This window comes from Pseudomonas sp. COW5 (assembly GCF_026240005.1).
Classification (GTDB): Bacteria; Pseudomonadota; Gammaproteobacteria; order Pseudomonadales; family Pseudomonadaceae; genus Aquipseudomonas; species Aquipseudomonas kribbensis.
The window spans coordinates 3913256-3936217 of sequence record NZ_JAPHVP010000001.1 but is presented as its reverse complement, the minus strand read 5'-3'; the positions used below and the strand labels follow the sequence as shown (position 1 = coordinate 3936217).

The 22962-nt window shown below is 58.5% G+C and carries 23 protein-coding genes; 13 read left to right on the top strand and 10 right to left on the bottom strand.

Annotation, left to right across the window (positions count from 1 at the left end):
- Nucleotide 1: 1 nt before the first annotated feature.
- The 4 genes from OQ248_RS17960 to acs all read right to left on the bottom strand — a co-directional run bounded on the left by OQ248_RS17960 (nucleotide 2) and on the right by acs (nucleotide 4920).
- Complete coding sequence (locus OQ248_RS17960; protein ID WP_085709717.1) at nucleotides 2–700, bottom strand: ABC transporter permease; 699 nt, start codon at nucleotides 698–700, stop codon at nucleotides 2–4.
- Nucleotides 697–1386: an ABC transporter permease gene (locus OQ248_RS17955; RefSeq protein ID WP_265813493.1), complete on the bottom strand. Its 690-nt coding sequence runs from the start codon at nucleotides 1384–1386 to the stop codon at nucleotides 697–699. Before OQ248_RS17955 ends, OQ248_RS17960 begins: the two co-directional genes overlap by 4 nt.
- A 91-nt stretch (nucleotides 1387–1477) precedes the next feature.
- Nucleotides 1478–2251 (bottom strand): ABC transporter substrate-binding protein, encoded by a 774-nt coding sequence (locus tag OQ248_RS17950; RefSeq protein WP_065261786.1) that lies wholly within the window; start codon nucleotides 2249–2251, stop codon nucleotides 1478–1480.
- A gap of 713 nt (nucleotides 2252–2964) precedes the next feature.
- Complete coding sequence (gene acs / locus OQ248_RS17945; RefSeq protein ID WP_114884931.1) at nucleotides 2965–4920, bottom strand: acetate--CoA ligase; 1956 nt, start codon at nucleotides 4918–4920, stop codon at nucleotides 2965–2967.
- 393 nt (nucleotides 4921–5313) lie between these two features.
- On the opposite strand from acs, the gene OQ248_RS17940 reads away from it, so the two are divergent.
- The 5 genes from OQ248_RS17940 to OQ248_RS17920 all read left to right on the top strand — a co-directional run bounded on the left by OQ248_RS17940 (nucleotide 5314) and on the right by OQ248_RS17920 (nucleotide 10190).
- Nucleotides 5314–5574 carry a DUF2790 domain-containing protein gene (locus OQ248_RS17940; RefSeq protein WP_085709715.1) on the top strand — a complete coding sequence of 87 codons (261 nt, stop codon included), beginning with the start codon at nucleotides 5314–5316 and terminating at the stop codon, nucleotides 5572–5574.
- Nucleotides 5575–6128: 554 nt separating this feature from the next.
- Nucleotides 6129–7376, top strand: a complete 1248-nt coding sequence (locus tag OQ248_RS17935) for a ribonucleotide-diphosphate reductase subunit beta (protein ID WP_085709714.1) — start codon at nucleotides 6129–6131, stop codon at nucleotides 7374–7376.
- Between the two features lie 348 nt (nucleotides 7377–7724).
- Nucleotides 7725–8255 (top strand): Bro-N domain-containing protein, encoded by a 531-nt coding sequence (locus OQ248_RS17930; protein ID WP_265815112.1) that lies wholly within the window; start codon nucleotides 7725–7727, stop codon nucleotides 8253–8255.
- 114 nt (nucleotides 8256–8369) lie between these two features.
- Nucleotides 8370–9083 (top strand): HNH endonuclease, encoded by a 714-nt coding sequence (locus tag OQ248_RS17925; protein ID WP_265813492.1) that lies wholly within the window; start codon nucleotides 8370–8372, stop codon nucleotides 9081–9083.
- A 120-nt stretch (nucleotides 9084–9203) separates the two neighbouring features.
- The gene (locus OQ248_RS17920) at nucleotides 9204–10190 is read left to right on the top strand and encodes a hypothetical protein (protein ID WP_265813491.1); all 987 of its coding nucleotides are present in this window, start codon (nucleotides 9204–9206) and stop codon (nucleotides 10188–10190) included.
- A 3-nt stretch (nucleotides 10191–10193) separates the two neighbouring features.
- Here OQ248_RS17920 and OQ248_RS17915 read toward each other — a convergent pair whose 3' ends face one another.
- Entirely contained in the window at nucleotides 10194–11450 is a 1257-nt protein-coding gene (locus OQ248_RS17915; RefSeq protein ID WP_265813490.1) for a hypothetical protein, read from the bottom strand.
- A complete protein-coding gene (locus OQ248_RS17910; protein ID WP_265813489.1) occupies nucleotides 11438–12253 on the bottom strand; it encodes a sulfite exporter TauE/SafE family protein in 816 nt (271 codons plus the stop codon). The genes OQ248_RS17915 and OQ248_RS17910 overlap by 13 nt, the downstream gene beginning before the upstream one ends.
- 112 nt (nucleotides 12254–12365) lie before the next feature.
- Between OQ248_RS17910 and OQ248_RS17905 the strand changes: the two genes are divergently transcribed.
- Both OQ248_RS17905 and OQ248_RS17900 read left to right on the top strand, forming a co-directional pair.
- A complete protein-coding gene (locus OQ248_RS17905; protein WP_265813488.1) occupies nucleotides 12366–13133 on the top strand; it encodes a helix-turn-helix transcriptional regulator in 768 nt (255 codons plus the stop codon).
- 93 nt (nucleotides 13134–13226) lie between these two features.
- A complete protein-coding gene (locus tag OQ248_RS17900; protein ID WP_265813487.1) occupies nucleotides 13227–13541 on the top strand; it encodes an XRE family transcriptional regulator in 315 nt (104 codons plus the stop codon).
- A gap of 82 nt (nucleotides 13542–13623) precedes the next feature.
- On the opposite strand, the gene OQ248_RS17895 is transcribed toward OQ248_RS17900, so the two are convergent.
- Entirely contained in the window at nucleotides 13624–15141 is a 1518-nt protein-coding gene (locus OQ248_RS17895) for an amidase family protein (protein WP_265813486.1), read from the bottom strand.
- 112 nt (nucleotides 15142–15253) lie between these two features.
- A complete protein-coding gene (locus OQ248_RS17890) occupies nucleotides 15254–16327 on the bottom strand; it encodes an MBL fold metallo-hydrolase (RefSeq protein WP_265813485.1) in 1074 nt (357 codons plus the stop codon).
- A gap of 215 nt (nucleotides 16328–16542) precedes the next feature.
- On the opposite strand from OQ248_RS17890, the gene OQ248_RS17885 reads away from it, so the two are divergent.
- The 4 genes from OQ248_RS17885 (at nucleotide 16543) to OQ248_RS17870 (ending at nucleotide 20444) form a co-directional block, all read left to right on the top strand.
- On the top strand, nucleotides 16543–17151 hold the full coding sequence (locus OQ248_RS17885; protein WP_085709705.1) for a TetR/AcrR family transcriptional regulator: 609 nt from the start codon (nucleotides 16543–16545) through the stop codon (nucleotides 17149–17151).
- 145 nt (nucleotides 17152–17296) lie between these two features.
- Nucleotides 17297–18349: a diguanylate cyclase gene (locus OQ248_RS17880; RefSeq protein WP_265815111.1), complete on the top strand. Its 1053-nt coding sequence runs from the start codon at nucleotides 17297–17299 to the stop codon at nucleotides 18347–18349.
- Nucleotides 18350–18533: 184 nt separating this feature from the next.
- Nucleotides 18534–19853: a PAS domain-containing methyl-accepting chemotaxis protein gene (locus tag OQ248_RS17875; protein WP_265813484.1), complete on the top strand. Its 1320-nt coding sequence runs from the start codon at nucleotides 18534–18536 to the stop codon at nucleotides 19851–19853.
- Between the two features lie 60 nt (nucleotides 19854–19913).
- A complete protein-coding gene (locus OQ248_RS17870) occupies nucleotides 19914–20444 on the top strand; it encodes a DUF1003 domain-containing protein (RefSeq protein ID WP_114884959.1) in 531 nt (176 codons plus the stop codon).
- On the opposite strand, the gene OQ248_RS17865 is transcribed toward OQ248_RS17870, so the two are convergent.
- Complete coding sequence (locus tag OQ248_RS17865; protein WP_265813483.1) at nucleotides 20445–21386, bottom strand: LysR family transcriptional regulator; 942 nt, start codon at nucleotides 21384–21386, stop codon at nucleotides 20445–20447.
- Between the two features lie 15 nt (nucleotides 21387–21401).
- Between OQ248_RS17865 and OQ248_RS17860 the strand changes: the two genes are divergently transcribed.
- Entirely contained in the window at nucleotides 21402–22109 is a 708-nt protein-coding gene (locus OQ248_RS17860; RefSeq protein WP_265813482.1) for a CTP synthase, read from the top strand.
- Entirely contained in the window at nucleotides 22106–22420 is a 315-nt protein-coding gene (locus OQ248_RS17855) for an antibiotic biosynthesis monooxygenase (protein ID WP_085709700.1), read from the top strand. The genes OQ248_RS17860 and OQ248_RS17855 overlap by 4 nt, the downstream gene beginning before the upstream one ends.
- Nucleotides 22421–22547: 127 nt before the next feature.
- On the opposite strand, the gene OQ248_RS17850 is transcribed toward OQ248_RS17855, so the two are convergent.
- On the bottom strand, nucleotides 22548–22874 hold the full coding sequence (locus OQ248_RS17850; protein ID WP_119427915.1) for a DUF2025 family protein: 327 nt from the start codon (nucleotides 22872–22874) through the stop codon (nucleotides 22548–22550).
- Nucleotides 22875–22962 lie beyond the last annotated feature (88 nt).

Here is a 22962-nt window from a genome sequence, read left to right as displayed (position 1 = left end):
ATCAGTGCTTCCTCGGGGCCAGGTAGCTCAGCCAGCGACGCTCGGCCAGCTTGAACAGGCGCACCAGAATGAAGGTCAGGCACAGGTAGAACACGCCGGCGGTGATGTATGCCTCGAACGGCAGGTAGAACTGCGCGTTGACGGTACGGGCCGCGCCGGTGATGTCGATCAGGGTCACGATGGACGCCAGACTGGTGGTCTGCAGCATCATGATCACTTCGTTGCTGTACTGCGGCAGCGCCCGGCGCAGGGCCGACGGCAGCAGGATGCGCTTGTACATCTTGACCCGCGACATGCCCATGGCCTTGGCCGCTTCGATCTCACCGTTCGGCGTGGCCTTCAGGCTGCCGGCGATGATTTCGGCGGTGTAGGCGCTGGTGTTGATCGCGAACGCCAGGCACGCACAGAACGTTGCGCTGGACAGCCACGGCCAGAGGAAGCTTTCACGCACGGCTTCGAACTGGGCCAGACCGTAGTAGATCAGGAACAGCTGAACCAGCATCGGCGTGCCGCGAATCACGTAGGTGTAGAGCCACGCCGCACCATTGACCACGGCGTTCTTGGAGACGCGCATCAGCCCCAGCGGCAACGCCGCGAGCAGACCGAAGAACAGCGACAGCGCGAGCAACTTGAGGGTGGTCACCAGGCCGCCGAGGTACAGCGGCAGCGATTCCCAAATGACGTTGTAGTCGAAGATCATAGATCAGCCGCCCTTACGCCTACCGAGTAGCGCTTCTCAAGGTGACGCAGCGCCAGCAACGAGACACTGGTGATCACCAGGTACATCGCCGCCACTGCGAGGAAGAAGGTGAAAGGCTCGCGGGTGGCGTCGGCCGCCTGCTTGGCCTTGAACATCATGTCTTGCAGACCGACCACGGAAATCAGCGCGGTGGCCTTGGTCAACACCAGCCAGTTGTTGGTGAACCCCGGAATCGCCAGACGGATCATCTGCGGCACCAGCACCCGGAAGAACACCTGGAAGCTGCTCATGCCGTACGCCATGCCCGCTTCGGCCTGACCTTTGGGGATCGCCATGAACGCACCACGGAAGGTTTCCGACAGGTACGCACCAAAGATGAAACCAAGGGTTCCGATGCCGGCGGCCAGCGGGTTCAGGTCGATGTACTCGTCATAGCCGAGCATCGGGGCGGCGCGGTTGAGCAGGTCCTGACCGCCGTAGAAGATCAGCAGGATCAGCACCAGGTCGGGAATCCCGCGGATCACCGTGGAATACAGATCGCCCAGCCAGGCCAGCCAGCGCACTGGCGACAGGCGCAATGCGACACCGATCAGCCCGAGAACGATGGCCAGGGCCATGGACGACAAGGCGAGCTGAAGCGTCAGCCAAGCGCCATCGAGGATGACAGCCCCGTAGCCTTTCAACATGATTCAGGTCCTCGAAAGTTGGGATGAAAAAATGGCGCAAACCGCAGAGATCCTGTTGCTTGCGCCATTTCGGACGGGTCGAGCGACGTCTTTACTTGCCGTAAATGTCGAAGTCGAAGTACTTGTCCTGGATTTGCTTGTACTTGCCGTTTTCGCGGATGGCCGCGATGGCAGTATTGATCTTGTCTTTCAGGGCGTCGCCCTTGCGTACCGCGATGCCTACGCCGTCGCCGAAGTATTTTTCATCGGTGAACTGCGGGCCGACGAACGCAAAGCCTTTGCCGGCGTCGGTTTTCAGGAAGCCGTCGTTCAGCAGGGTGGCGTCCGCCACGGTGCCGTCGAGGCGACCGGCGGCCACGTCGAGGTAGATTTCGTTCTGCGAGCCGTATGGCTTGATCTCGGCACCCAGCGGAGCCAGGACTTCACGGGCGAAACGCTCGTGGATCGAACCACGCTGCACGCCGATGTTCTTGCCCTTGAGCTCGGTCAGTTTGTCGCTGACCACGGTGCCTTCCTTCATGACCAGGCGGGCCGGGGTGTTGTAGTACTTGTTGGTGAAGTCCACGGACTTCTTGCGGTCTTCAGTGATCGACATGGACGAGAGGATCGCGTCGATCTTGCGCACTTTCAGTGCCGGGATCAGACCGTCGAATTCTTGCTCGACCCACTGGCACTTGACCTTCATTTCTTCGCACAGTGCGTTGCCGATGTCGTAGTCGAAACCGACGATGCTGCCGTCCGGGGCTTTGGATGCGAATGGAGGGTAAGCCGCTTCGATACCGATCTTCAGAGGCTTTTCATCGGCGAATGTCGGCAGGGACAGCACGGACAGTGCCAGGGCGCCAAGCAGCACAAGTTTCTTCATCTTGGGACTCCATCGGTAAAGGGCAAAAACGGCAGAGTGAGCGACAGCCCAATATGCGAATGGGTGGAACGAAAGCGGTTGCTGCGTGCGTGCGATATTTCCGAACAAAACCCTGAAGGCTTCAACGCGAGCCACGACGAGCGAGTGATCGGCATTCTAACGACAGGCCCGAAGCCGATATTTCTTCAATGCGACAACTAATTACAGAAGCACCGAGAAACCCGCTTGAGCACATTGACAGCTCCGCAATTTCATGCAAGAGCGAAAGACAGTGAACCGATCTATGCTGCAAATTGCGGGCCTATTATTCGCAAACCCTTCTAATCCGGCAAGCGCGGGGTGATGTCTTATTTTTCACCGGTCGTTTTGAGGCTCTAAAACGGGGCGATGCGTTTCTCATTGCCCCGTTGCGGGGCGGGCGGTTACACATTCAGTTACTTGAAGGATGACGGGTAACAGTGGGAATGCTCTGACAGGTGACACCGATAATTATTGGCTGGATGCCGATGAGGCAAGACAGGGGAACACTGAGGAGAATGACAGGCCGTCTTCGCGAGCAAGCCCGCTCCCACACTTGACCCGCGCCAAACACGCCCCCTGTGGGAGCGGGCTTGCTCGCGAAGAGGCCCACCCCGACGCTACAAAAACATCAGACACAAAAAAGCCCCACCCGGCGAAACCGGACAGGGCTTTCTGCACTTCAGACCCGCCGCTTACGCGACGTTCATGGTCTTGTGCGTATCGATCAGATGCTGCACCACGCCTGGATCGGCCAGGGTGGAGATGTCACCCAGACCTTCGTATTCGGCGGTAGCGATCTTGCGCAGGATTCGGCGCATGATCTTGCCCGAACGGGTCTTCGGCAGCCCCGGCGCCCACTGGATCACGTCCGGTGAAGCAATCGGCCCGATCTCCTTGCGCACCCAGTTCTTCAGTTCCAGGCGCAGTTGCTCGCTCGGCTCTTCGCCATTCTTCAGGGTGACGTAGACATAAATGCCCTGCCCCTTGATGTCGTGCGGCACACCGACCACCGCCGCTTCGGCGACTTTCGGGTGAGCGACCATCGCACTTTCGATCTCGGCGGTCCCCATGCGGTGGCCGGACACGTTGAGCACATCGTCCACGCGACCGGTGATCCAGTAATAACCATCGGCATCGCGACGCGCGCCGTCACCAGTGAAATACATGCCACGGAAGGTCTTGAAGTAGGTATCGACGAAACGATCGTGGTCGCCGTACAGAGTGCGCGCCTGTCCTGGCCACGAATCAAGAATCACCAGATTGCCTTCGGCCTCGCCCTCGATGATGTTGCCGAGGTTGTCCACCAGCGCCGGCACCACACCGAAGAACGGACGTGCGGCCGAACCTGGCTTCAGGGTATGGGCGCCCGGCAGCGGGCTCATCATGTTGCCGCCGGTTTCGGTCTGCCACCAGGTATCGACGATCGGGCAACGGGACTTGCCGACGTTCTTGTAGTACCAGTCCCAGGCTTCCGGGTTGATCGGCTCGCCCACCGAACCGAGCAGACGCAGGCTGCTGCCGTCCGCGCCTTCGACTGCGGCGGTGCCGGAGGCCATCATCGCGCGGATCGCGGTCGGCGCGGTGTAGAGGATGTTGACCTTGTGCTTGTCGACGATCTTCGCCACCCGGGTGATGTCCGGGTAGTTCGGCACGCCTTCGAACAGCAACGTGGTCGCTCCGTTGGCCAGCGGGCCGTAGACAATGTAGGAGTGACCGGTGACCCAGCCGACGTCGGCGGTGCACCAGTAGATTTCGCCCGGACGGTAGTCGAACACGCGCTCGTGGGTCATGGCCGCGTACAACAGATAACCGCCAGTGGTGTGCTGCACGCCCTTCGGCTTGCCGGTGGAGCCGGAGGTATAAAGGATGAACAGCGCTTCTTCGGCGCCCATCTCTTTCGGCGCGCAAACGGTGCCCGCCACTTTCATCAGGTCTTCGTACCAGATGTCGCGATGCTGGTTCCACTTGATGTCGCCGCCGGTGCGCTTGCATACGATGACTTTCTGGATGCTGCTGGTTTCCGGGTTGGTCAGGGCGTCGTCGACGTTGGCCTTGAGGGAAATCTTCTTGCCGGCACGGATGCCTTCGTCAGCGGTGATCACCACTTTCGAGCGGCAGTCGATGATGCGACCGGCCAGGGCTTCCGGCGAGAAACCGCCGAACACCACCGAGTGAATCGCGCCGATCCGGGTACAGGCCAGCATGGCGACCACGGCTTCGGGAATCATCGGCATATAGATGGTCACCACGTCGCCGCGGTGCACGTCCTGACCACGCAGGGCGTTGGCGAACTTGCAGACTTGTTCATGCAGTTCGCGGTAGGTGATGTTGCGGCTTTCGGAAGGATCGTCGCCTTCCCAGATGATGGCGACCTGATCGCCGCGCTCGGCCAGATGACGGTCGAGGCAGTTGTAGGAAACGTTCAGGGTGCCGTCGGCAAACCACTTGATGTCGACATGGTGATCGTCGAACGAAGTCTGTTTCACCGTGGTGAAAGGCTTGATCCAGTCGAGGCGCTTGGCTTGTTCGCGCCAGAAGCCGTCAGGGTTGACGACCGACTGCTGGTACATGGCTTTGTAGGTCGCCTCGTCGGTCAGCGTATTGGCCAGAACCTCGGGACGAACGGGATACAGAGAAGCCGCACTCATCTTTCCTACCTCGGTGTAATAGTTGTTTTTGTATGACCCTGTTGTAGCCGGGGCGACCGTATAGAACCATTCGACGATGGTAGTAACAAGCCCCTACAGGTCGTGGCGATAATCCCGATGCTCGCCGCCGATGACCTCGCAGGCCTTGAATCTACTGGCCTGGCAGCGATTGTTACCAAATCTGCCAAAGGTGTTTATCAAAACCCCATCTGTTTACACCCACCCCGCCTCCCTAAAATCTGCCTCGCCGACAAGGCAAAGTGATTAACAACGTTACAGCCCCCACGAAGGCCGTTAATCCAGCTCTGAAGTAACAAACCAAACGATGAAGTTCCACACGCAACCCCAAAAAGGTTGCGTGACCCCACTCGACCTCAAGAAGGTAAATTTCAAATGAAAGCTTTATTGGTTCTGGCCCTCAGCAGTCTGTGCGCAACCGCCATGGCAGACGAGGTCCCGACTGATGTCGCACAGCAACAACCGGCCATCGAGGAATACACTTACTCCACTCACCTGGACATCGCCAAAGTTGTATCGATGAGCGAAGTTCCGAATGTCTGCGAAGTGGTACCGATGAAAATGGAGTACGACGACTCCACTGGCCAGCGTCACATCCTGCGTTACAGCGTGATGGGTAACGGCTGCACCAATTGATGGTTTGAGACTGCACCGAATCGGATCACTCAGCGCAACATCGAGGGTCGATTCCAGCCCGGCTTCGGTCGGGCTCAGTTGTGTTTGAAGGGACGTAAAAGGGTTGCAAAACACAAGATATAGTGAAAAGCGCGGTTTTTTGCTCGTTTTTTGAGCAACCAATCACACGCAGAAAAATTAATGAAAAAAAATTCTCCGGGGCCAATCCCGGCGAAAGCCCTGTAAACCCTCGCTCCAAACGAAATCACCCTCCCGCTCGACCGCCCTGCGCTGTTTCGCCCTCCCCCACGCCGGTGTTTTTTTCCCTATAATGCCGCCCAATCGGGTCAGCAATATTCCCTTACAGGGATCAAAGCCATTCTGAAGCCCCGCAGCAGCGTCCACGCTGACTCGCGCCCGTCAGAGGCTCTCGGAAACCCGTAAAAATTTTCTGTTTATTGCCTGCGTTGCACCGCTGCAAAAAACGACATCCAACGCGGCCTGTACGGCCGTGTGAAAAACCAACCAATCAGTTTTCACACGGGCACAGGCCCTCACGCAGGAGACGACACGTCATGCTGAGCTGGGACGAATTCGACAAAGAAGACAGTGAAGTAGCAGTAAAAGGCGCCAACGCCGGCCACGCTACCGAAGCCAACATGGACCGCCTCGACAGCGCCGGCGGTGCCGCCGCCCTCGAAGCCCGCGCCGTGACCGCCGAAGACTCGGCCGCCGTGGCCCGCGCCAAGGCTGCACTGGATTCCCTCGACGTCGCCGAAGGCCTCGCCGAACTCGAAGGCTCCGCCGCCCGTGTCGCCGTTGACGAAAAGCGCATGATCAACTGCCGCGCCGACCTCAACCAGCTCGTGCCATTCAAGTACGACTGGGCCTGGCAGAAATACCTGGACGGCTGCGCAAACCACTGGATGCCGCAAGAAGTCAACATGACCGCCGACATCGCCCTCTGGAAAAACCCGGAAGGCCTGACCGACGACGAGCGCCGCATCGTGATGCGCAACCTCGGCTTCTTCTCCACCGCCGACTCCCTGGTTGCCAACAACCTGGCCCTGGCCGTGTACCGCCTGATCACCAACCCGGAATGCCGCCAGTACATCCTGCGCCAGGCATTCGAAGAGGCGATCCACACCCACGCCTACCAGTACTGCATCGAATCGCTGGGCATGGATGAAGGCGAGATCTTCAACATGTACCACGAGATCCCGTCGGTCGCGAAAAAAGCCGCCTGGGGCCTGAAATACACCCGCGCCATCTCCGACCCGGAATTCAACACCGGCACCGTAGAGACCGACAAAGAACTGCTGCGCAACCTGATCGCCTACTACTGCGTTCTGGAAGGCATCTTCTTCTACTGCGGCTTCACCCAGATCCTCTCCATGGGCCGCCGCAACAAAATGACCGGCGTCGCCGAGCAGTTCCAGTACATCCTGCGCGACGAATCCATGCACCTGAACTTCGGCATCGACGTGATCAACCAGATCAAAATCGAAAACCCACACCTGTGGGATGCCGAAATGAAGGAAGAAGCTTCGCAGATGATCCTGCAAGGCACCCAGCTGGAAATCGAATACGCCCGCGACACCATGCCTCGCGGTGTGTTGGGTATGAATGCTGCGATGATGGAGGACTACCTGAAGTTCATCGCTAACCGTCGTCTGTCGCAGATCGGCCTTAAAGAAGAATATCCAGGGACTACTAACCCGTTCCCTTGGATGAGCGAGATTATGGACTTGAAGAAAGAGAAGAATTTCTTTGAGACTCGTGTGATCGAATACCAAACTGGTGGTGCGTTGAGCTGGGACTAATCGTCTCGCTCGCCACGATTTGACGATTGCTGCTGAGTCGTCGAGTTGAGAAAGTAAAAAGCCCCGATTTTTTATCGGGGCTTTTTTATGGGCGGCTGGTAGTCCTTTTCCATCCCTACGTTGCAGCGCTCAATCTCCTACAACACTTACAGCCGCTTCGCATTGAAGCCAACTGCAAGCACCTCTAAGCTCAATTGCAGGTGCCTAAGAAACACCCAACGTAGAAAGCTTGGCCATTCACACAGACGCACATGTCGTCAGTGGAGCTGCCTCGCTCGTTGGGATTTCTTAAGTCCACTCTACGTTGGGTTCAGGCCCTCCAAAAATCTAAACGTAGAGGTAATGGATATGCCCGATCCTTTTTCTGTAACAGTCTTCTCGCGTCACAACCTCGCACTACACGCCCTTCTGCTCGAAAACCAAACGTGGTTCTGCGCCCGCGATGTCGGCCGTTTGATGGGTTTCCATCTGTGCGAACGCATGGTCAACAAGCTAGATAAGGATCAACGTCGCGTTTTGTGGATTGAGTATTTTCGGCAACCCGAAAAGCAACTGATGCTCAGCGAATCAGGTGTGTATGCGCTGCTGGTGTACCACTACGTTCCGGGGAACCGGTTGTTGCGGGAGTGGTTGACTCAGCAGGTGGTGCCGGCCTTGCGTGATGCAGAACACTCGGGACATTCAGATCGGCCGAAGTTGAGTTTGTTGGATTGGCCGGAGATGTCGTTGAGCTTGCTGCATTGGCAGGATGAGGGCTGGATTCGACTGCGGGATATGCCTTATCTGCTGAATGATCAGACACAAGGGCGGAGACCGGGGAAGCCTTGGTGGCGAAGGGTTGCGCGGGTGTTTCAGTCTTCAAAGTATTTGATGGGCTAGTGATGGTGGTCGTAGGACCTCGCAAGATACGTCGATATTTTCTGTAGGAATTTTCGTAGACAGTTGTGATGGCCACTCAGTATCGTCCGAGGGTTTTCAACCCTCGGCGACTGTATGGACACCTCGAAAGAAAAAACTGGCTGGAGTGATGAGGAGCTAGAAGCTTCCGTAGACGCTTATCTGAAAATGCTGGTTCTTGAACAACAAAATCAGCCATTCAATAAAGCGGACGAGAATCGACTCTTGCGAAAAGGCCCGCTGAGCAAACGCAGCGCCTCGTCAGTCGAGTACCGCATGCAGAACATCTCTGCTGTGATGGATTTATTGGGGCTGCCGAGAATTACAGGCTATGTTTCCGCGAAAAATCTCGGCTCCGGTGTCATTACGCGTATCAAAGAGATTCTGGCTAAAAAAGACATGGAAGCGATACGAAACAGCTCACGAAGAGGCGCTCAGCTGACTCGACTCCGGCTGATCGAACCTTCCGCACCTGAATTGAATGATGCCCCCCCAGGTGTACTCAACCCGAAGCAGACTAGCGCGACGGTAGTTAGGCTTTCGCGCAAATTAAATGTGAAAAAATGGGTTTTGAAACGTTCTCAAGGCGTTTGCGAAGGGTGTGGCCAAAAAGCGCCATTCCAAGATGCTGATGGCAAACCTTTTCTTGAAGTTCATCATCTGAAACATCTCGTTAACGGGGGGACAGACCGTACGAGCAACGCAGTAGCCCTGTGCCCGAACTGCCATCGACGTTGCCATTACTCGAGCGACAAAGAAGAGTTCACTGCTAAGTTTTATAGAAGCGTCGAGGGGTTAGAGGCTGAATAGCTACAAGGTATTTGGCAGTCAGCCAGTTAGAACGCTTTAACCCAGTTGTCTGTTTTGGGGCAGCTTCACAACCCATCGGGGATAAATCCCCTCCCCTCACTCAAGGACCCGAGCCCCACCATGAAATTCGACCTCGCCTACTGCCTCAGTCTCGACGACAAGCTGTCGATCTATGACGTTCGCGATCTCAATTTCGATGAGACGGTGGCGTTCGATTCTGCGAAGGAGCATTTCCAGTGCCCCAACGACGCCTGTCGTTCGGCGTTCGATGCTTCCAACGAGTTGGGTACGTTCAACGCCAAGAATGTGAATTACGTGCGCACGCCGCACTTCAAGAATTTGCCCGGTACGCAGCATGTGGCGGGTTGTCCGTATGTGAGTGTGAAGACGTCGGCGTCGGGGGTTGAGGCGGCGGATGGGGAATTGGATGACGGGCGAGAGGAGCATTTCCCGTCGGAGTTGTTGCTGACGCGCCGGGAGTATGTGCGCAAGCCTGCCGCGCCAACGGGGGCGGCGGATGTGTTGCGGGATGATCCGGTGCGGGTGGCGACTTCCCCTTCAAAAGAATCGCCGACTCGTGAGACGGCGCCGGACAAGACCAGTGTCTTCGCCCACCCCGTGGAGTGTTTCGTTTCGAACTTCGCGGACAAGGATTTGCTCAAGCGCATGCCGTTGAAGATTGGCGAACATACGGCGCCGTACAGTTCGTTCTTCAAGAAAATCGAGTACTTGATGGACAACAAGGGGCTGATTTACTGGGGCCGGATCAAGAAGATCGAGGACTTTCACAGCGCCAGTTTCCGGATCGATTTCGAGGACAAGGTCTGGTTCAAGAAGCCGGATGACAGCAAGAAGAAGCCTTATCCGGTCAGTGTCTATCTCAACAAAAAGCTGATCGACAACTACCGCAAGCGCAAGGCGTTTCTGGAAGAGATCAAGCACGCGATCGACAGCGGCAAGGAGTTGTTCTGCTTCTTCTATGGTGTGACACCGGAGTTGAAGCAGGTGCCGGGCAAGAAGAACCCCGAAAAGCCTTTCGAGGTCTTCAATGCCAATATCGAGAACCTGGATCACTTCATTATTCGTGAAGCGCCAGGTCTGGCGTGAGGGTCAGCCCTGGGGTAGTTGCAGTTTGACGGCGCCGGGGTGTTGTTTGACGAGGGAGTACGGCAAGATGCTCCAGTCTACGAATCCGCACACTGCCGCGACATGCGGATACGACGGATCAAACTTGATGCCCTGCTCCGTGAAGTACCACCCCATGAATTGCCAGGGATCGCTCTCGTCGTAGTGACAGTCGTTATCGCCCTCTGCGGTGACGGTCATTTGCCGGGGATACAGTTTCAGCAGCTGTGCGACCAGCCAGGGTGCCAACTCTGTAGTACGGTATTTCGACCAGGCATCAGAAGAACCGGGTGAGCCCGCATTGAAATCATCGTGTTGTTCATAGTGCAACGGCTGACCTTGCCCTACCCACAAAACGTCCTCGAGCGTCAGTGTCTGACCGGTTGAGGCATCGAAGTTGAGCGCGTCGTTGCTTTGGTCCGGGTAGGCGCCGCCACAGTAATAATCCGTTGAAATCCGCACACTCATTACCGAAGGCGTCATCCACAGAGGTTGGCTGGATTGAGAGTAATCACCCGAGCAACCGAAATACGTGATCACCTCCCCCCACAATCGGCCCATCAATTGTTGGTTGATGCGTTGAAGCACTTGCGGGGAATAACCGGACACCACTTCAAAAAGCGAAGCCTGTGATTTGGGCTCGCTCCACCATTGCAGTGTGTAGCCCATGAAAGTTTCGGTTTTGCCCTTTTGCAGTTTCATTCCTTGCAGCCGCAGAAACTCGTAAGGGGCCGTCTCACGCAGGCTGACGATATAGGGCAATGAGTCGACGGGGGCTTGCGGAATCATTGCGGGCTGCAACTCAACCTTGAGGGTTTTCCCGGCCGGATTACTCCACTCACCGGACCAATTGCTCCCGATAGCCTGTAAACGAAGCGTTGGACGGGAGTCTCCGTCCATCATCGAACCTTCGCTGAGTTCGAGCGTGTCCCCATCCCTGGAACCTTCGAGTTCCAGATCCTTACGGTACTTCTGGTAGAAGTAACGCCCCTCTCCCGTTCGGGTATTCATCTCCAGAACGATCGCCGTCTTGCCCAACGTTCCTGTGTAAACCTGCGTAGCGTTTTCCGCCCATGCCAAGGGATGGAAGAAAACGGCGAGTACCAAAATGCCGGAAAGGCGCAACAATCCGTGAAACATCAATTCTTCCTTGAGCAAGCGGGCAAATGCCGCAAAAAGTGACCGCGGATTATGTCGATGTTGTAGCGGGGAATCGAGCTTCGTCCGGATCAGCTCACGCACATGCTGATCATCACAATCACCAGCAACCCGATATACACCCACGCATGCACCCGATCCGGTATCCGCCCGATCCACGGTGTGGCCAATCGAATCCCCAGCATCGAGCCCAACGTCAGTACCGCAAACGCCAGCAGATCCAGATATCCGATAAACCATAGTCCAAGGTCTGTCTCGCTGAACCCCGCCATCAACATGTACGTCAGCGTCCCCGCCAGCGCCACCGGCACGCTCAATGGATTGGCCATCGACGTCGCCTGGCACATGCTCAACCCGCAACGCCGCAACAACGGCACGGTCATGACGCTTCCTCCTACGCCGAGAAACGTCGCGATGGCGCCAATGCCTACCCCACCGCCGGACGTTTCCACCGTTCCCAATCGCCGTGGGATGACGCCTTCGGACGGTGTGAGAAACCCGCGTCGCAGCAGGCAGTCGACAATCGTCACGCCGAGGTAGGCGATGAAGGCATAACGGATGACTTCGCCGCTGACCCACACCGCTGCGATTGCGCCGACGACCGCGCCCAATCCGATGAAACCGCCCAAGGGCCACAGGTAGTCACGGATGAGGTTGCCAGCGCGGCGATGTTTGCCGGTGGCGACCAGGGCGTTGACGATCATCACGCAAGTCGAGGTGGCGACGGCGATGTGCATGGCGGATTGGCTGATCGGGTCGTCCGTGCCGTGGCTGGTGGTGAGCATGCGGTACAGCAGCGGCACGACAACGAAGCCGCCGCCGAAGCCGAAGAGCACGGCGGTGACGCCGGTCAGGCAGCCGAAGAGTGTCAGCAGGAGGTAGAACATGGCGCGTCGTCCGTTGCTTGGGAGCGGTCGACGATAGAGCGGCGGCGCTTGGCCTGCTTCAGCAAGTCAGCCAATAATGTTTGCGTTTACGCCAACTGCCGGGTGCCGCTCGATGCGCAATGTTTCGATCAATCTGCTGGATGACACGCCGCGCCCGGTGGTGGCTATCGGTAGGGATTATTCCCACGGCTATCTGTTGCCACGTCATACGCATCGGCGGGCGCAATTGTTGTACGGCGCGACCGGGGTGATGCAGGTCAGCACGCATGACGGCAACTGGGTGGTGCCGCCGCAGCGAGCGGTGTGGATTCCGCCGGGGGTGGCGCATGAGGTATTGATGCTGGGGGTCAGCACTCGCAGTTTGTATATCGAGCCGGGGGCGGTGGATCTGGGTGAGCGTTGTCAGGTGATCAGTGTGTCGCCGTTGATGCGGCAATTGCTGATGGAGGCGGTGGAGCTGCCGCTGACGTATGACCTGACCGGGCGTGACGGCGTACTGATCAATTTGTTGCTGCATGAATTGCGGCGTAGCGCACCGCTTCCCTTGCATATCCCGCTGCCATCTGACGGAAGACTGCTCGAACTGTGTCAGACCTTTCTTCATCAGCCGAATGCCCACCAATCCCCCCAGCATTGGGCCGATCAACTGCACGTAAGCTTGCGCACTTTCAACAGGTTGTTCCGCCAGCAGACCGGCCTGAGTTTCAGTCAATGGCGCCAGCGCGCCTGCGTGGTACTGGCGCTGGCACGGCTGGCGGCGGGTGAAGCGGTGACGCGGATTGCCCTGGATGTCGGTTATGACAGCCCGGCGGCGTTCTCGACGATGTTCCGCCGAATCCTCGGTCAGGCACCGTCCGTCTGGTTGGAGGCGGCGAACTAGGGCAAATCAAAAAATGCGTTTGATCCCGGCCGAAAACAACTGTACAAAAACACAGTAGATTTTCCATCAGCACTCTCGAGCCCGGAGCACACCATGGCCTCTTCAGCGATGAACCTCATCCTCGAACGTATCGCCCTTTTCCAGTTCACCCCGACCCACTGCGCCCAGGCCCGAGGGATGTTGGGCTGGAGTGTGGAACAACTGTCGCGGGAGGCAGAGGTTTCGGTAGACGACATCCAGCGGTTCGAGGCGCAGCAGGAAGTGGCGGACTCGGCGCGGCTGGCGTTGACGTATCGGTTCGAGGCGCAGGGGCTGGTGTTCTTTCCGGGGTTTGCGCCGGGGCGTGGGGGGAATGTGAGGAGATGCAGCCCTGCAGAAATACACGGTGAGTTGGCCATGGCCGAATAACCGTGCGCAAAAAAGCGATTGCGGCCACTCACTCAAAAGGAAGGTTTCACTGCCGTTTGCAATGAAACCCTCGTGAGCCTGATTACTCCTTGAACCCCGGCTGCCGCAATGCCATCGAAGCCTGTTCGTAGCTGTACGCCATCGCCAACAACTGCGGCTCGCTCCATTGCTGGCCGTATAAGAACACGGAAGTCGGCGTACCGTCATCGCTCATGCCCGAGGGCAAGGTGATTGCCGGATAGCCTGCGGTAGCCGCAGAAAACTGGGAATAACCATCGTTTTCGGCAAACAGTGCGTCCAGGTTGTGTTCGCGCAGTTGCTCATCGATAGCGTCTTTGAAGTTCTGGCTGATGATTGCAATCTGTGCACTCGCCTCCTCATGGGTAAGTTCAACGGCGTTGATTGCCTCCAGCATCTGCTGGCCGTAATGCTCATCACCGGGGTTGGCCTGGTTGAAGTCGATCAGCGTCTGCAATGAATCAATCGGCAAGCCCTGACGGCTGGCCAGGTACTCGGGCAACTCATGCTTCATCGCGCCCATCAGACCATTGAGGTAGCCCTCGATGTCTGGAAGACGCACGGTCAATGGGACCAGCGTAGCGCCCTGCTCCCGCAAGACAGCCATCGCGGCGAGCATCTCCGGATTCGGGGTCAGTAACGTGTCGTGGGATCCTGTATACGCGATTGGATAGCCGATCCGCTTGCCTTGCAGAGCGGCATCGGAAAGCAATGCCGTGTAGTCGATTCCTGTGGGGGCGTTGGCAGTGGCGCTGTCCGCAGCATCGGTGCCTTGCATGACGTTGAACATCAATGCAGCGTCCCGCACAGTACGGGTCAGTGTGCCCGGTGTGTCTTGCAGGCGAGTGATCGGCACAATGCCGGAACGACTGAACAGTCCAAGCGTCGGTTTGACGCCGACTACGCCAATGGCCGAGGCCGGACAACTGATCGAGCCATTGGTTTCTGTGCCCACTGCCAGCGGTGTGAAACCGGCGGCCACTGCGGTTGCCGGACCGGAACTGGAACCACAGGTACTTGCGCTCAACAGGTGAGGATTTTTCCCCTGGCCGCCGCGCCCGCTCCACCCCAAAGGCAGTGACATATCACGCATGCCCGACCATTCACTCATGTTGGCTTTGCCCAGCAGGATGGCGCCGGCCTCGCGAAGCTGTTGAACCGTAAAAGCATCCTGAGTCGCCGGCTGTCCGACCATGGCCATTGAGCCGGCACTGGTTTGCATGGCGTCAGCGGTATCGAAGTTGTCCTTCAACAGGACCGGAATTCCGTGCAGCGGGCCACGGATCTTGCCTTGCGCACGCTCTTCATCCATCGCCGTCGCGATGTCGAGAGCCTCGGGATTCATTTCGATAATGGCGTTGAGGGTGGGACCTTGCTTGTCCAGATCTGCAACACGCGCGATGAGGTGTTGAACCAGCGCAACCGAAGTCAGTTCGTTGCTGACCATCATTGCACTGAGCTCGCTGGCGCTTGCGTATTCAAGTTCAGCACCGGAAGGCGCCGCGAGGGCAGCGCTGCTGGCCAGCGAGAGCAGGATGGCCTGCGCCAGCGTATTCATGTTGCGTTTAAAGCGGCATTTCATTTTCTAATCCTTGTTTAAGCCAATCACGAGTGAGTCATTTCACTCGCGACCAAGCCTACCGAAGCCGCAGGAAACGGCTGTCAGCAACAAGAACCAGTACTGGTAGGAAAACTCACCCAGCCTTGTAGCCGCTACAAGCAACGCGCCCTTTTTCTGACATCTCCTGTTCCACTTCTAGCCACCATGCGTCCCCACGCTGGGGTTGCATCAAGTTAAACGCCTCACCCATTTTCGGCGTCGTGATGGAAACACTGCGTTCCCAGGCCAAGGCAAGAATGCGATCAAAGGGTTCGTGCCAGGCATGCATCGCCAGATCGAACGTGCCGTTGTGGATCGGAAACAGCCAGCGGCCCTTGAGGTCGATGTGGGCTTGCAGGGTTTCTTCCGGTTGCATGTGCACGTGGGGCCATTCGACGTTGTAGGCGCCGGTTTCCATCAGGGTCAGGTCGAACGGGCCGAACTGTTCGCCGATGCGTTTGAAGCCGTCGAAATAGCCGCTGTCGCCGCTGAAGAAGATCCGCGTGTCGCCATCGATGATCACCCACGAAGCCCACAGGGTCTGATTGCCATCGAACAGGCCACGGCCGGAGAAGTGTTGCGACGGGGTGGCGATGAAACGGATGCCGGCGACTTCGGTGCCCTGCCACCAGTCGAACTGGCGGATCTTGCTGGCATCGATACCCCATTTGACCAACGTGTCGCCGACGCCCAGCGGCGTGAGGAACACGTTGACCTTGTCCGCAAGTTTCAACACCGCTTCGTAGTCGAGGTGGTCGTAGTGGTTGTGCGACAGGATCACGGCTTCGATCGGTGGCAACTCGTCGATGCTGATCGGTGGTTGGTGGAAGCGTTTCGGGCCGGCCCATTGCACCGGCGAAGCGCGCTCGGCGAATACCGGGTCGGTAATCCAGAACTTGTCCTGCAGCTTCAGCAGCAGGGTCGAGTGACCGAGGCGATAGACGCTGTGGTTCGGCGCAGCAATCAGGTCGGCGCGGGTCAGTGCCTGCACAGGAATGGCCGACGCAGGTCGGGTATTGCGCGGTTTGTGGAAGATCATGTTCCACATGATGCGCAGCATCTTGCGCACACCTTCGCGCTGCACCGGCGCGTGGTTGCGGAACGTCCCTTCGGCCTGGCGCGAAGCTTCAGGTACAGGACTGACCGCGGAAGAAATTGATTTGGCCATGACTGAATGACTCCAGAAAAACCGCGCAATTCACGGTTTTCCACGGTGGGACGATAAATGGCCAAGGCACGCACGCATCAGCCGGACATCTGGTTTTAGGTTGCACCGATTAACGCAACATTACACTGATCGGTGTACTTTCTAGGTTGCATCAAACCGGATGACAAGTAAACTGCCGAGTGTAATTTCCTCCTTTTTCCTGCCGAATCGAATTTATGACAGCTCCAACGCGCCTCACCGACCGCAAACGCGAAGCCATCATCCTGGCGGCCATTTCCGAATTCCGTGCCAACGGTTTCGAAGTCACCAGCATGGACAAGATCGCGGCCACCGCTGGAGTGTCGAAGCGCACGGTGTACAACCACTTTCCCAGCAAGGAAGAGCTGTTCGCCGAAATTCTCAACCAGTTGTGGGCACGGATCAGCACCGAGCAAGCCGTGTCGTACCAACCCGACCAACCCTTGCGCGATCAATTGCGAACGATGCTGCTGGCCAAACTGCAGATGATGGCGGACGACAATTTCATGGATCTGGCCCGGGTCGCCATCGCCGCCGCGATCCACTCACCCGAGCGTGCGCAGAACATGGTGGCGCGCATGGGCGAACGTGAGGAAAGCGTGACCGTGTGGATCCGCGCTGCCCAGGCAGATGGCCGGTTGAAAGCGGTCGATCCGGAGTTCGCCGCGCATCAGGTACAAGGGCTGCTCAAATCTTTCGCCTTCTGGCCCCAGATTTCCATGGGCCAGCCCTCGCTCGACAGCGCCACGCAAAATGCCGTGGTCGATTCGGCACTGGACATGTTTCTGGCCTGCTATCAGCTCTAGATCACGTCTGCGCCGCGTAAATGGCTCACAAGGACACTGAATTTTCCCGCTGGAATAAATGACAATGTCTGTCATTGACCGATGAACGGTCGCTCTGAAGAATTACACTGCAAAGTGTTTCAGAATGAATCTGGCGAAGAACATCATGGAAAACCAACGCGGCAAAGGCTTGTCATTCGCCAGACGTATCTACTTGCCACGTGCCATTGGATTGGGGATCGGTTTCTTCAGCGTCGGCGCCGCGCTGTATCCATTGAATGTGCCGGCGTGGCTCTGGGCGCTGCTGCTGTTCAACGGTTTTCTCTGGCCACACGTCGCCTATCAATGGTCGACCCGCTCGGCTTTCCCCTACCGCGCCGAGCGCCGCAATCTGCTCTATGACTCGGTGTTCGGCGGCTTCTGGACCGCGTGTTTCCAGTTCAATCCGCTGGTCACCGTGACCATTCTGTCGATGATGACCATGAACAACGTCGCCGCCGGCGGCCGACGCCTGTTCCTGCTCGGCGCCCTCGCCCAAGTGATCGGCGTGTTGCTGGGCTGGTCGCTGTTCGGGGTCAAGTTCACCCTGACGGCGACGCAGACCCAGGTCTGGGCGTGCCTGCCGATGCTCACTCTTTATCCGCTGGCGCTGGGCATGGTCTGCTATCGGCTGGCGATCAAACTCGCCGAACACAAACGCACCCTGAGTGCCCTGAGCCGCACCGACAGCCTGACCGGTCTGCTCAACCACGGGGCCTGGAAAGACCTGCTGCACCTCAAGTTCCAGCAGTGCCGCGAACACAACAGCCAGGCCACCCTCGCGCTGATCGACGTCGATCACTTCAAGGTGATCAACGACAGTTACGGGCACATCGTCGGCGATGCGGTGCTCCAGCAACTCAGTCGCGAACTCAAATCCTTGCTGACTGAAAGCGAGCTGGCCGGCCGTTACGGCGGCGACGAATTCTGCGTGATCCTGCCCAACCTGCCACTGAGCAGAGCCGAAGCGCTGATGGAGCAACTGCGCCAGTCCCTGCACCAATACCGTCATCCCGATGTGCCGGAGTTGCGGGTCAGCCTGAGTATCGGGCTGGCACGTTTTCACCCGACCTACCCGGATGCGCTGCACTGGCTGGATGATGCCGACAAGGCGCTGTACACCGCCAAACATACGGGCCGCAACACAATCAGCGTCGCGCTGAGCCGCTCCAATGCCTGACAGGATTTGTACGACAAAGTGACACTGCACTTTCTTGTACAAGTTTAATAAGTTTGTATAAGATCGAGTCGCCAGCCTGGATGCTGGCACTTTAGTGGTCATTGCCCAATGTCGTCAGCTCGTTCGGCCGGCCAGCGCAGGAACAGGGACAACACCTCAGCCCTATTTCCGGAGCGCACCCCGCATGTTTTTCAATCGCCATCAGTCCGTCATCGATGACCTGCAACACACCATCACCGAGCAATCCGGTTTGCTCGAAGCCATCGACCGCTCCATGGCCGTCATCGAGTTCGATCTCGACGCCGTGGTCCTGCGCGCCAACGACAACTTCCTGAAGACCACGGGCTACAAGGCCGAACAGGTGATCGGTCAGTCCCACCGCCAGTTCTGCCCACCGGAATTTGCCCGCAGCAGCCAGTACACCGAACTGTGGTCGCGACTGAAAAACGGTCAGTTCCAGTCCGGCACCTTCGAACGCGTTGACAGCCAGGGCCGGCCGATCTGGCTTGAAGCCAGTTACAACCCGATCAAGGATGCGTCGGGCCGCGTGGTGAAAGTGGTCAAGTACGCCATGGACGTCACCGCCAAGGTGCAGCAGGAAAGCGAAGCCAACGCCAAGTTACAGGCCATCGACCGGGCCATGGCGGTGATCGAGTTCGATCTCGACGGCAACATTCTTACGGCCAATCAGAATTTTCTGACGCGCATGGGCTACACCCAGGCCGAACTCAAGGGCAAACATCACCGTTTGTTCTGCCCCGCGCATCTGGTCAACAGCAGCGCCTACCAGGACTTCTGGCGCCGGCTCAATCAGGGCGAGTTTTTCCACGGGCAGTTCGAACGTATCGACAAACACGGGCGAACCGTCTGGCTGGAAGCCAATTACAACCCGGTCTACGACGCCGCCGGGCGCCTGTGCAAAGTGGTGAAATTCGCCTCGGACGTCACCGCCCGGGTCGAGCAGCACGAGCAGGACGCCCGCAGCGCCAGCGCCGCTTACCACATCTCGGTCGCCACCCGAAAAGTCGCCGAGCAAGGCACTCAAGTCATTCAGCAAGCGGCCAGCGAGATGCGCGAAATTGCCGATGACATTGCCGAGTCGTCGACCCTGATCGCCCAGCTCGGCGAGCGCTCCGAGCAGATCACCGCCATCGTCAACACCATCCGTGCGATTGCCGACCAGACCAACCTGCTGGCGCTCAACGCGGCAATCGAGGCGGCACGGGCCGGTGAGCAAGGGCGTGGTTTTGCCGTAGTGGCCGATGAAGTGCGGCAACTGGCGGCACGCACCAGCGGCTCGACGGCAGAGATTTCCAACATGATCGGCCTGATCCAGAGCGAAACCCGCCAGGCGATAAAAAGCATGGACGGCACTCGTGGACGCGCGGCGCAAGGCGTCGAACTGGCGGATCAGGCGGGGACGGTGATTCTGCAGATTCGCGATGGCGCCAGCGAAGCCGTGGAAGCGGTGAGCATGTTCGCCAACGAGCGAGCGCCGGGATAGGCCGACACGGGCGACGCAGGGCTATAGTGATTCAACGTCCCAAGCCCTGCCGAGTCCGTCATGACCACCGAAAAAAACGAATCCCCCGCCGCGCCTGTCGATCACCTGCGCTTCCACCGCCCCCACGCCCACCTCAACACAACCTTCGGCAACGACAAGTTCGCCTTGCGAGCCGAGGCGTTTGCGCGGTTCTTCGGTACGCCGACCTTCCTTGGTGCCCAGACCCTGATCGTGGTGCTGTGGGTGTGCCTGAACATGTCCGGCATCACGACCTTCGACGTTTATCCGTTCATCCTGTTGAACCTGGCGTTCAGCCTGCAATCGGCCTATGCCGCACCGCTGATTTTGCTGGCCCAGACCCGTCAGGCCGCACGGGACAAAGCGCAATCGGACGCCGACGCCCAGCACCGGGAAGCCCTGGCCGTGGCCAATTCCGAGCGTCAGGTCCAGGCCGCGAAGAACACCGCGCAATTGCTGGAGCTGCTGGAGCAGAACACCCGGCTCACCGAAATGACCAAGAACCTCACCGAACGTATCGAAGGCCTGACCCGCGAGTTGCACGATCACATGCGCCAGAACCCGCAGGCCTGATCACGGTAAACGCAGCGCCCGCCCGAGTTCATCGAACAGCGTGACCACCGAGCGCAACGCGCGGCAGTCCGGGCGGGTCAGCAGCCACAGTGCGGTGTCGTAACCGTGCAGCGGTTCGCTCAAGGCTTGCAGACCTTCGGTGATCAGAAAGTCCGGCAACGCCGCGACGCCGAGTCCGGCACGCACCAGTTCCGTCACCGACAGCATGCTGTTGCAGCGATAGCCCGGTGTCACGCCGGGCAAGTGCTGGCGGCGCCAGACCACGGTCGGATGATCGGGCAGGAAATCGTCCGGGGCGATCCAGGTCATGGCGGTCAGATCGGATGCATCGATGTTTTGCAGATAACGCTCACTGGCACAGACCCGGTAGGAAATCTTCGCCAGTTCCCGTCCGACCAGATGCTCCGGCGGCGTACGCGTCAGGCGCAGGGCGATATCGGCATCGCGGCGGCTGAGGTTGGCGAAATCGTTGGAGGTACTCAGTTCGATGGTCAGCGCCGGGTAGTTCGGCATGAACTGCGCCAGTGCCGGCAGCAGCAGACCTTGCAGCACCGAATCGGTACAGGTCAGGCGCACCGTGCCGCTGACCACTTCGCCGCCCTGCTCCACACCGATGCGCGCCGCTTCCAGTGCCTGCTCGGCGCGTTCGGCCTGCTCCGCCAGGGTCTGCGCAAGACTGGTGGGCAGGTAACCGGCGCGGCTTTTTTCGAACAGTTGCTGACCGAGTGCGGCTTCCAGTCGGCGCACGGCGCGAAACACCGTCGAGACATCGACCTTCAGCAGCTGCGAGGCCCGGGCCAGAGATCCTCCACGCACCAGGGCGAGGATCAGCGCCAGATCCGGGAAGTCGAGTCGATAGTGCGTCGCTGCATTAATCACTTGGGGAAACGCCCATATTGAGTGCGTGAACGCCAATCTATAGTGAGCGTCATCCCTCAACAAGCACAGCGAGCACTCATGGAATCCAGAGCCCTGCGCATCGCCCTGATCGGTGACTACGATCCACAAGTCACCGCCCACCAAGCCATCCCCGTCGCCTTCGGCCTGGCGGCAGAACACATTCGCCGACCCGTCGATTTCGAATGGTTTGCCACGGACAGGATTCACCTCGATACACCGCTCGAAGGTTTCGACGGTTTCTGGTGCGTCCCGGCCAGCCCTTACAAGAGTGAAGCTGGCGCGCTACGGGCCATCCGTTTTGCCCGCGAACAGCAGCGACCGTTCCTTGGCACCTGCGGCGGTTTTCAACATGCGGTACTGGAGTTTTCCCGCAACGTATTGGGCTGGGCCGATGCCGAGCACGGCGAAACCTCACCCGATTCCAGCCGCGCGGTGCTCTCGCCACTGACCTGCTCGCTGGTGGAAGCGGTAGACAGCATTCATCTGGTGCCCGGTTCGTTGATCGCCAAGGCGTACGAAACGTCCGAGATTCGCGAAGGCTATCGCTGCCGTTTTGGTGTGAATCCGCAGTTCGAGCGGGAATTGCTGACCCACGACCTGCACGCCGTGGGCCACGATTCTGCAGGTGATCTGCGCGCCATCGAACTGAAAAACCATGTGTTCTTTGTCGCGACGTTGTTCCAGCCGGAACGTGCAGCGCTCAAAGGGCAATTGCCACCACTGGTGCGAGCATTTGTCGAAGCCTGCGCGGAGCAACCTCGATGAAACCGGACACTGAGTGTTTCGCCGTGATCTTTACTTCGACCCGCACCGAGGGCGACAACGGCTACGCCGAGGCCTCCGAGCGCATGATGCAACTGGTGGCCGGGCAACCGGGGTTTCTCGGCATCGATTCGATCCGGGGCGCGGACGGGGTGGGGATTACGATTTCGTACTGGGAGAGCGAGGCGGCGATTCTGGCCTGGCGCGAGCATCCGGAGCACCGGGTGATTCAGGCGCGTGGGCGGGCCGAATGGTATTCGGCGTTTCATACGCGGGTGTGTCGGGTGGAGCGGGAATATCGGTTCGGGAAGTGAGTCACGGAGTATGCTCACTGGTCTCATCGCGAGCAGGCTCGCTCCCACAGGGAGATTTGTGGACGCCACAGATCCATTGTGGGAGCCAGCCTGCTGGCGATGGCGGCAAATGAATCGCTGCGGAACCTCAGCCCTTCACCAGGCTGCGCACCGCCTCAATCTCCGGCACTTCGCGCTTGCTCATGTAAACCCGCAACGGCTCGGTGATGTTGATCCGGTCGTCGATGTGCTGATCGAGCAGCAACTGGATCAGCTCGCGCTTCAACGTCATGGTCTTTTCGGTGGTCGGGGCCCAGACGAATTCGCTGGCGGGAATGATGCCGTCATCGGCCACGTCCATGCCGAACGAGTCTTCGCTGAAACGTACGATGTACTGGCCGGTCTTGCGGTTGAGGCCGACAAAGCCCTTGAGGTCGTCGGCCGCCTGGCAGATGAGTTGGGATGTGATGCGCATGGTAAACCTCACAAGAGTGATCGAAGGTTTACACGCAGGGCATTGAGGCACACCCTCTGCCGGGGTGGTTGCCGTGGCCAAGCGTACT

Excerpts from the sequence above, each read along its gene's own strand:
- OQ248_RS17960 (WP_085709717.1), bottom strand. The coding sequence starts at position 700 with ATGATCTTCGACTACAACGTCATTTGGGAATCGCTGCCGCTGTACCTC.
- OQ248_RS17955 (WP_265813493.1), bottom strand. The coding sequence starts at position 1,386 with ATGTTGAAAGGCTACGGGGCTGTCATCCTCGATGGCGCTTGGCTGACG.
- OQ248_RS17950 (WP_065261786.1), bottom strand. The coding sequence starts at position 2,251 with ATGAAGAAACTTGTGCTGCTTGGCGCCCTGGCACTGTCCGTGCTGTCC.
- acs (WP_114884931.1), bottom strand. The coding sequence starts at position 4,920 with ATGAGTGCGGCTTCTCTGTATCCCGTTCGTCCCGAGGTTCTGGCCAAT.
- OQ248_RS17940 (WP_085709715.1), top strand. The coding sequence starts at position 5,314 with ATGAAAGCTTTATTGGTTCTGGCCCTCAGCAGTCTGTGCGCAACCGCC.
- OQ248_RS17935 (WP_085709714.1), top strand. The coding sequence starts at position 6,129 with ATGCTGAGCTGGGACGAATTCGACAAAGAAGACAGTGAAGTAGCAGTA.
- OQ248_RS17930 (WP_265815112.1), top strand. The coding sequence starts at position 7,725 with ATGCCCGATCCTTTTTCTGTAACAGTCTTCTCGCGTCACAACCTCGCA.
- OQ248_RS17925 (WP_265813492.1), top strand. The coding sequence starts at position 8,370 with ATGGACACCTCGAAAGAAAAAACTGGCTGGAGTGATGAGGAGCTAGAA.
- OQ248_RS17920 (WP_265813491.1), top strand. The coding sequence starts at position 9,204 with ATGAAATTCGACCTCGCCTACTGCCTCAGTCTCGACGACAAGCTGTCG.
- OQ248_RS17910 (WP_265813489.1), bottom strand. The coding sequence starts at position 12,253 with ATGTTCTACCTCCTGCTGACACTCTTCGGCTGCCTGACCGGCGTCACC.
- OQ248_RS17905 (WP_265813488.1), top strand. The coding sequence starts at position 12,366 with ATGCGCAATGTTTCGATCAATCTGCTGGATGACACGCCGCGCCCGGTG.
- OQ248_RS17900 (WP_265813487.1), top strand. The coding sequence starts at position 13,227 with ATGGCCTCTTCAGCGATGAACCTCATCCTCGAACGTATCGCCCTTTTC.
- OQ248_RS17895 (WP_265813486.1), bottom strand. The coding sequence starts at position 15,141 with ATGAAATGCCGCTTTAAACGCAACATGAATACGCTGGCGCAGGCCATC.
- OQ248_RS17890 (WP_265813485.1), bottom strand. The coding sequence starts at position 16,327 with ATGGCCAAATCAATTTCTTCCGCGGTCAGTCCTGTACCTGAAGCTTCG.
- OQ248_RS17885 (WP_085709705.1), top strand. The coding sequence starts at position 16,543 with ATGACAGCTCCAACGCGCCTCACCGACCGCAAACGCGAAGCCATCATC.
- OQ248_RS17880 (WP_265815111.1), top strand. The coding sequence starts at position 17,297 with ATGGAAAACCAACGCGGCAAAGGCTTGTCATTCGCCAGACGTATCTAC.
- OQ248_RS17875 (WP_265813484.1), top strand. The coding sequence starts at position 18,534 with ATGTTTTTCAATCGCCATCAGTCCGTCATCGATGACCTGCAACACACC.
- OQ248_RS17870 (WP_114884959.1), top strand. The coding sequence starts at position 19,914 with ATGACCACCGAAAAAAACGAATCCCCCGCCGCGCCTGTCGATCACCTG.
- OQ248_RS17860 (WP_265813482.1), top strand. The coding sequence starts at position 21,402 with ATGGAATCCAGAGCCCTGCGCATCGCCCTGATCGGTGACTACGATCCA.
- OQ248_RS17855 (WP_085709700.1), top strand. The coding sequence starts at position 22,106 with ATGAAACCGGACACTGAGTGTTTCGCCGTGATCTTTACTTCGACCCGC.
- OQ248_RS17850 (WP_119427915.1), bottom strand. The coding sequence starts at position 22,874 with ATGCGCATCACATCCCAACTCATCTGCCAGGCGGCCGACGACCTCAAG.